7 protein-coding genes are annotated in these 6,681 nt (G+C 67.5%); 2 read left to right on the plus strand and 5 right to left on the minus strand.

The features are described from left to right. On the plus strand, positions 1–1,462 hold a 1,462-nt coding region (locus tag Mrose_RS19035; protein ID WP_182482893.1), incomplete at its 5' end, for a hypothetical protein. A gap of 93 nt (positions 1,463–1,555) precedes the next feature. Then, positions 1,556–2,488, plus strand: coding sequence for a methylmalonyl Co-A mutase-associated GTPase MeaB (gene meaB / locus Mrose_RS17355; protein ID WP_119280408.1), 933 nt, complete (start codon positions 1,556–1,558; stop codon positions 2,486–2,488). 65 nt (positions 2,489–2,553) lie between these two features. Here the strand turns inward: meaB and Mrose_RS17360 are convergent, their stop codons facing one another. The 5 genes from Mrose_RS17360 to Mrose_RS17380 form a co-directional block, all read right to left on the minus strand. Further along, positions 2,554–3,216, minus strand: coding sequence for a thioredoxin family protein (locus tag Mrose_RS17360; RefSeq protein WP_245970012.1), 663 nt, complete (start codon positions 3,214–3,216; stop codon positions 2,554–2,556). A gap of 141 nt (positions 3,217–3,357) precedes the next feature. Continuing rightward, positions 3,358–3,828, minus strand: a complete 471-nt coding sequence (locus Mrose_RS17365) for a cupin domain-containing protein (protein ID WP_119280412.1) — start codon at positions 3,826–3,828, stop codon at positions 3,358–3,360. 11 nt (positions 3,829–3,839) lie between these two features. Beyond that, positions 3,840–4,928: a RuBisCO large subunit C-terminal-like domain-containing protein gene (locus Mrose_RS17370; RefSeq protein WP_119280414.1), complete on the minus strand. Its 1,089-nt coding sequence runs from the start codon at positions 4,926–4,928 to the stop codon at positions 3,840–3,842. Positions 4,929–4,953: 25 nt separating this feature from the next. Continuing rightward, entirely contained in the window at positions 4,954–5,955 is a 1,002-nt protein-coding gene (locus tag Mrose_RS17375; protein ID WP_119280416.1) for an MBL fold metallo-hydrolase, read from the minus strand. A gap of 8 nt (positions 5,956–5,963) precedes the next feature. After that, a partial coding sequence (locus Mrose_RS17380; RefSeq protein WP_147371714.1) for a polysaccharide deacetylase family protein occupies positions 5,964–6,681 on the minus strand: 718 nt, incomplete at its 5' end.

Below are 6,681 nucleotides of genomic sequence, written 5' to 3' on the forward strand. Positions count from 1 at the left end.
GGGCGGGGGGCTGCGGGGTGACCGGGTCAGCTTCCGCCACGCCCGCCGCCAGATCATCACCATCGTCAACGACATGGGGGCCTTCTTCTACGCCGCGGACATGGACGGGGTGCCCGGCGGGGTGGCCTATCCCAACATGCGGCTGCTGGGGATGAGTACGGGCTGGACGGGGCAGCAAATGTACTTCGGGCTGCACAACCAGGGTAGCTACTGGCACTCGCTGGTGATACCCCGCCTCAAGATCGACGACTCGGGCTACCGCAACTGGTGGCTCAGCGCCTTCCTGGCCGAGACCGGCACCGGTTCGGGGGTGCTGAGTGGAAGCGCCAGCACCGGCCAGCCGTGGAACCCCCTGACCGGGGAGATCACCCGCACCGCCGATGGGCTCAAAGCGCTCTCGAGCGCCCCCGCCAGGGCCTACGTGAACGTGGGCTCGAGCACCCCTTACCTGCTGGGCGCCCGCATCAAGACCGGGGAAACCCCCAAGACCGTGGACCTGTTGGTGCGCGTGCAGGACGCGAACAACTACCACGGCGTGCGCTTTTCTCGCAATGGCCTGCAAATCTATCGCGTCAGCAACGGCAGTTTCAGCGTGCTCAACGAGACCGGCTCGCAAAGCCTGGAGCCCAAGCGCACCTACGACGTGCAGGTGCGCTTGGATGGGAGCGAGATCTGGGCCTGGCTGGAGGGCCGCGACCCACTCCTCGCCAGTGACGCAACCCGAAGCAACCTCAGGAACGTGGGCCTGGGCTTCGAGGGGGACGGCGACTCGGCGGTGAGCCGCTTCTTCGCGCACCAGCGCGAGGTGCCCATTCCCACCAAGCTCAAGATCGACTCGCCCAACGCGCCCAGGGCCAGCAGCCCCATCTGGGCCGACGAGTTCAATGGATCGGGCTCCCTGCCGGGCCGCAGCACCGCGGGCAAGACCTGGGAGCACGTCTTCGGGGCGCAGACCTTCAGCCTGGCTTCGGGCCGGGCCAGGGCCAGCGCCACCCTCTCCGAATGCCTGATGGAGGCCGTGCCCCACGGCGCCAGCACGGTGCAGCTCGAGACCAGCATCTATCAGGGCACACCGCCCAACACCATCGCCTTCACCGGTCCGGCGGTCCTGAGCGGTGGGGCCGGTTCCGGCTCGCCCGAGAGCTACCTGGTGGCCATGCAGTTTCGCGACGGCAGCCAGGGTGAGGACTCTACCGAGGTCGAGGTACGGCTCAAGCCCGCGGGCGGCTCGGAGTACATCTGGCGGCGCATCAACATGCAAGACACCCTCCGCCACGGCACCACCAACGCCACCACCCTCTGGACCGACGGGGACTGGGTGGCGGTGTGGGTGGGCAACGAACCCATCCTCTACCACCCCCTCACCGCCGACGAGCAGCGCATCAGCATTGGCCGCGTGGGGCTGTACGACTGCTCGGTGAATGCGGGAGAAAACGAGTTCGAGAACCTGCGGATTTATTAGGCTTTTACGGGAAAGTGTCGATGGTCAGGAGGCGCTCGAGGGGCGGGGGTCGCTTGCGTTTCGCGTAAGACGCAAGACGGTACAATCGCACTGATGGATAGCCAGACCTTACTCGAGCGCTTCACTTCCGGCGACCTCAGGGCCTTGGCCCGTGCCATCACCTGGGCCGAGTCGGGGCATCCGGCGGGCGCCGAACTTCTGCGCGAGTTACGGGGCCGGGGCAACAGCCGCGTGGTCGGCCTCACCGGCAGCCCCGGCGCGGGCAAGAGCACCCTCACCGACCGGCTCATCGAGGAAGCCCGCAGGCGCGGCGAGCGGGTGGCCGTGCTGGCGGTAGACCCCAGCAGCCCCTTCACCGGTGGGGCCATCCTGGGCGACCGCATCCGGATGATGCGCCACTACCACGACTCGGGGGTATTCATCCGCTCTCTGGCCAGCCGGGGCGCGCTGGGCGGGCTGGCCGGGGCGGTGGTGGGGGCTCTGGCCCTGCTCGAGGCTTTCGGCTTCGAGCGCATCTTCGTCGAAACCGTGGGGGTGGGCCAGAGTGAGGTGGACATCGCCCGCGTGGCCGATACCACGGTGCTGGTCCTGACCCCTGCCGCCGGAGACGCGGTACAGGCTTTCAAGGCGGGGGTGATGGAGATCGCCGACGTGTTCGTGGTCAATAAGTTCGACCTCCCCGGCGGGGAGCGGGTGATCCAGGAACTCAAGACCACCCTCGAGCTCGCTCCTCCCCGACCCGGCGGTTGGAAACCCCCGGTGCTGAGCGCGGTGGGTTCACGGGGTGAGGGAATCACCGAACTGCTGGATGCCATCGACCGGCACTACGCCCACCTCCAAGAGCACGGCCTGCTGGAGGGAGGACGGCTCGAGCGGGCTCGCTTCGAGGTGGAGAGCGTGATCCAGGAGTGGGGTCGCCGCCGCACCCGCGAGGGCCAGGACCTCATCACCCAGGTCGCCAGCGGCGAACTCACCCCCGAGGAAGCGGCAACGCGACTGCTGAGCAACCCCGAAATGAGCCGCTGAACATGGGGTCGAATAAAACAGGGGATATCTACGAGCCCCCGGCCCTCGAGCGCCCTGAATATGGGCTAATCGGCCATCGACGCCTCGAGCGCTTCCAGCTTCTCCCGCAAGGCCGCAGCCCGTTCCCTGAGGGAAAGGCTCGAGGGGTTCTGCTGCTCGTGCTGCAGGATGGCCATGGGGTGAACGTGGTGCGTGTCGGGGTTGCCGAAGAGGGAGTTGAGCAACTCAAACTCTTCCTGTGAACGCAGCGAGGCGTCCTCGCGGAACATGTTGAGGTAGGTCCACTGGAATTGCGCCTCGCCCACGGCACCGCCAAGGTAGGCGTCGAGCAGGCGCTTGTAGGGCTCGAGGTTGCTGCCGTGGCTCTGGCTGGGCTCGACCTTCACGTCGGGGAGGTGCTCTTGGAAGAGGGGCTCGAGCTTTTCCAGGGTGATGTCCCAGTTGTCGAGGTCGAAAATCGCCTGTCCATCGCGGAATACGATGACCTGCGGGGAGTGGTGGGTGATCCCGGTGATCTCGGCCACGCGGTTAGAAGCCGGGCGGTGCTCGATAACCCGGATGATGCCCACCGGGATTTGCGGGCGATCGCGCAACATGCGCTCGAGGTTGCCCCAGCCCTGCATGGTCTTGTGGCAGGTTCCGGCCTTGAAGATGGCGACTACGGGATGGCTGTGGATGAACTGCTCCACTGCCTCGGGCGTGGTGAGGGCATGCATGCGTTCTCTCATGGCGCCCTGAGTCTAGCGGCGGCCCGCTGGAGCAACCGTCAGCGAAGACACGCCTCGCCCGTTGACGGGTGCTGGCTTCCCGATGGAGCGGGGAAACCTGAAGACTCCTCTAAGGACCAGGAGAACAAAGACTGACGGCCACTATGGCTCGCCCGTGCGAATAAAGGCCGCGACGTGGGGGTGGCGGCGCAGCTCGAGCAAATCCTGCTCGCTGGGCAGTTGGGGCCGGTCGCGCTCGGCGTTAACCAGGCACAAGAAGCCCAGCGGCTCGTCCTCGGTGGCGCGGAATTGGTGCCAGGTGAAGGGAGGGATGGAGATGAGGTCGTGCGGCTGCAGGTCGTGGATTTCCTCGCCCACCAAGCAGCGTCCCCTGCCCCGGATCACCATCACCGCGTGGACGTGCCGGTGGCGCTCGAGCGTGGTGTGACCCCCCGGAGCCACCTCGAAGTAGCGCCACTGCGCGGCCAGCTCGGGGTCTTCGAAGAGCACCTGGCGGGTCACGGCGCGAAAAGGGGCTGACCCCTCGGCCTTGTACTCGAGCACCTCCACCCCGTCCCAGCGCTGGTTGCCCAGGTGGGCCCGTTTGTGCTTGACCTTGGTACTGACCATCATCCCAGGACAGTTTACCCCGGCGAAGCCACCCTCTCGACAAATTCCCGGCTGCGCTCGAGCAGCCTTTCCCCCGCCGATAAGAGTGCCCCCCCGATGAGGAGCATGGTGTCGGGGCCGTAGGCCTCCTTCATCTCGCCCACCCGCTCGAGGCTCATCCCCCCAGCGGGAACCGGCAGGGCCGGGCGCAGGTGGCCCCAGGCTTTGCGGGCATTGTTGGCGAGATCCAGGCAGGTCTGCCGGCTGTAGCTGAAGCGCCCACCGTAATTGGGGTAGATCACCGCGTCGGCCCCGAACAGGCGGAACAGCTTGCCAAACAGCAGCGCCGGCGCGATGCGCTGCCCGGCGAAGGCCGGGTGGGCCAGCACCGGCACTCCCAGTTCCTCCACCAGCTCGTGGAAGAAGGGCAGACCCAGGATCATGGGTTCGACCATCACGGCCCGGATGCCCTCCTCGCGAGCGATACGGGCCTGCTTCAGCACCTCCTTGGGGCCTCCCTGAAGGTTAGGCACGTAGCAGGTGCGGTATCCGCTGGTCCGATTAGCCTTCTCCACGGCTTGATTCACCGCCCGCACGCGCTGGGCGAAGGGGGCGAAGCGCTGATTGCCCAGGCCGTGGTCGTCCTTGACGAAGTCGAGGCCCGCCAGGGCGAAGGTGTGGGCCAGCTCGGCCAGTTGGTCCGGGCTCAGGCCCTGCGGTTTGAGGGCGGTGCAGGTGAGGGGCCGGCCTTGCGCCCCTGCGAGTTCGCGCAGCCCGGCTATGCCAAACCTGGGCCCCTGGAAGGCCGACAGCAGCGCGGGCGGAAGCTCCACGTCGATTAGCTCCACGTCCTCCTGTAGGGCGCAGTTGCCAAAGAGCATGTTGAGCAGTTGCCCGGCTTCGAAGGCGGTGGTCGCGATGGCCAGCGTGATCCGCACCCGGAAAAGATCTGCCCCCAGGGGCTCGATGGCCTCGACCCGTCCCAGTAAATCCCCCACCCCCCAGTCTTCCCGCAAGGCTGAAAGGGGCATCTCGAGGCTCTGCTCGGTCGCCAGAGCCACCGCCCGGGCCTCGATGTCCTCGGGCTTGCTGCTGAGGTGGTAGGTGGCCGTGAGGCGCTCCATGAAGGGGGATTCTACCGCGCCGGGGCTATCGGAGGTTCCAGTGCTCGGGGAAGCGGGTGTTGGGGAAAATCGCCTGGGCCTCGTGCAGCAGCAGGCTGCGTTCCCTCGAGGCGTAGCGGTCGGAGAGGTGGAAGAGGATGAGTTCCCCCACACCGGCTTCCCTGGCGAGCAGGGCGGCTTGGACGCTGGTGAGGTGATAGTTCTTGCGGGCGAGCTCGAGGTCGGCGTGGCGGTACTGGCTCTCACAGACCATCGTCTGCACCCCCTCGAGCCAGGGCACCAATCGCCGCATGGCGGCTTCGTCGAGCAGGAAGTCGGTCAGGTAGGCCACCGAGTCGCCGGGGGCGTTGGTCAGGAGTTCGGCGCGGAGGGCCTGCAGGTCGTAGGTCCGGCCCCCGACCTCGAGGCTGCGCTGCCCCGGCAGGGGCTCCTTGAGCTGTTTGATCCAGGCCCCCGAGGGCAGGCCCAGGGCTTGCAGCTTCCGTACGTCCACGTGCTGCTTGGGCTTCTCGCGCAGCAGGTAGGCCAGCGAGGGGGTGCGGTGGTCGAGGGCCAGGGCCTCGAGGCTGAGGTGCTCGGTCTCGAGCAGGGTGCCCTGCGTGGGGCGGGTGCCCTCGTCGTGGGCGATGGTAAAAGCCTCGGGCAACTCGAAGCGGTAGGTGTGCAAGTGGCCGGGATGCACCTCGTGCACCCGCCAGGTGCCGCTGCTGTCGCCGGGGATGTTCCAGAGGTAGCCCTGGAAGCGGTGGTGCAGGATGCGGGCGGTATCCGGCGGGCCCCAGACCGTGATGGGTTGGGGTCGCTCGAAGGTGAGGCGGAAGAAGGGGTCGAAGCCGCCGACGTGGTCCATGTGCAGGTGGGAAAAGCACAGGTAATCCACGGCCTGAACCTCGGCCAGGGGGAGACCCGCCGTGCAGTCCTGGCCGCAGTCGAAGAGAAAGCGCTGGAGCAGGTGGCCGAGGTCCGCCCGGACGAAGAGGGCGTTGTCACGGCCGGGTGCTCCGAGCACTTGCAGGCGAAGGCTCATGGGCTTCCTCAAGGGCCGGTCGTGGCCCAGGGGTGGGTATCGACCTCACCGGATTCCAGCAACTGTGGCACCGTGACGAAGCGGTAGCCCTCGGCTCGCAGCCGCTCGATGAGTTCGGGCAGGGCGGCCAGGGTGCGGCTGCGGTCCCCACCCCCGTCGTGCAGCAGGACGATACTGCCCGCTCGGACGCGGCCCAGTACGTTGTTGACGATTTCCGCCGCGCTGTACTTGGGGTCGGTGTCGCCGGAGAGGGCCGACCACATCACCACCACGTAGCCCCGCTCGAGCGCGTACTTGACCAGGCCATTCTCCAGGTGCCCCCCCGGAGGCCGGAAGAGGGTGGTGCGCACCCCGGTTACCCGCTCGATGAGGGCGCTGGTGCGCTCGATCTCCTGCGCGGCGACCTCGAGCGGGCTGGCGGCGCTGCGGTGGCTGTAGGTGTGGTTGCCCACGGCGTGGCCTTCAGTCACCACCTGCCGCGCCAGGTCGGGGTAGCGCTCGAGTTGCTGCCCGATCCAGAAAAAGGTGGCCCTGACGCCCTCGTGGGCCAGGATCTCCAGCACTGCCGGGGTCGCGCCGGGCCAGGGGCCGTCGTCGAAGGTCAGGGCCACCAGTCTGGCCTCCTCGGCAGGCTTGACCCGCCGCACGATGCGGGCGTCGAAGACGTTGGCAACCTTCAGGTCGGCCCAGGGGTCGGTGGGTTGGGGTCGGGCCTCGGGGTAGAGG

It is taken from the genome of Calidithermus roseus (assembly GCF_003574095.1).
Lineage (GTDB): Bacteria > Deinococcota > Deinococci > Deinococcales > Thermaceae > Calidithermus > Calidithermus roseus.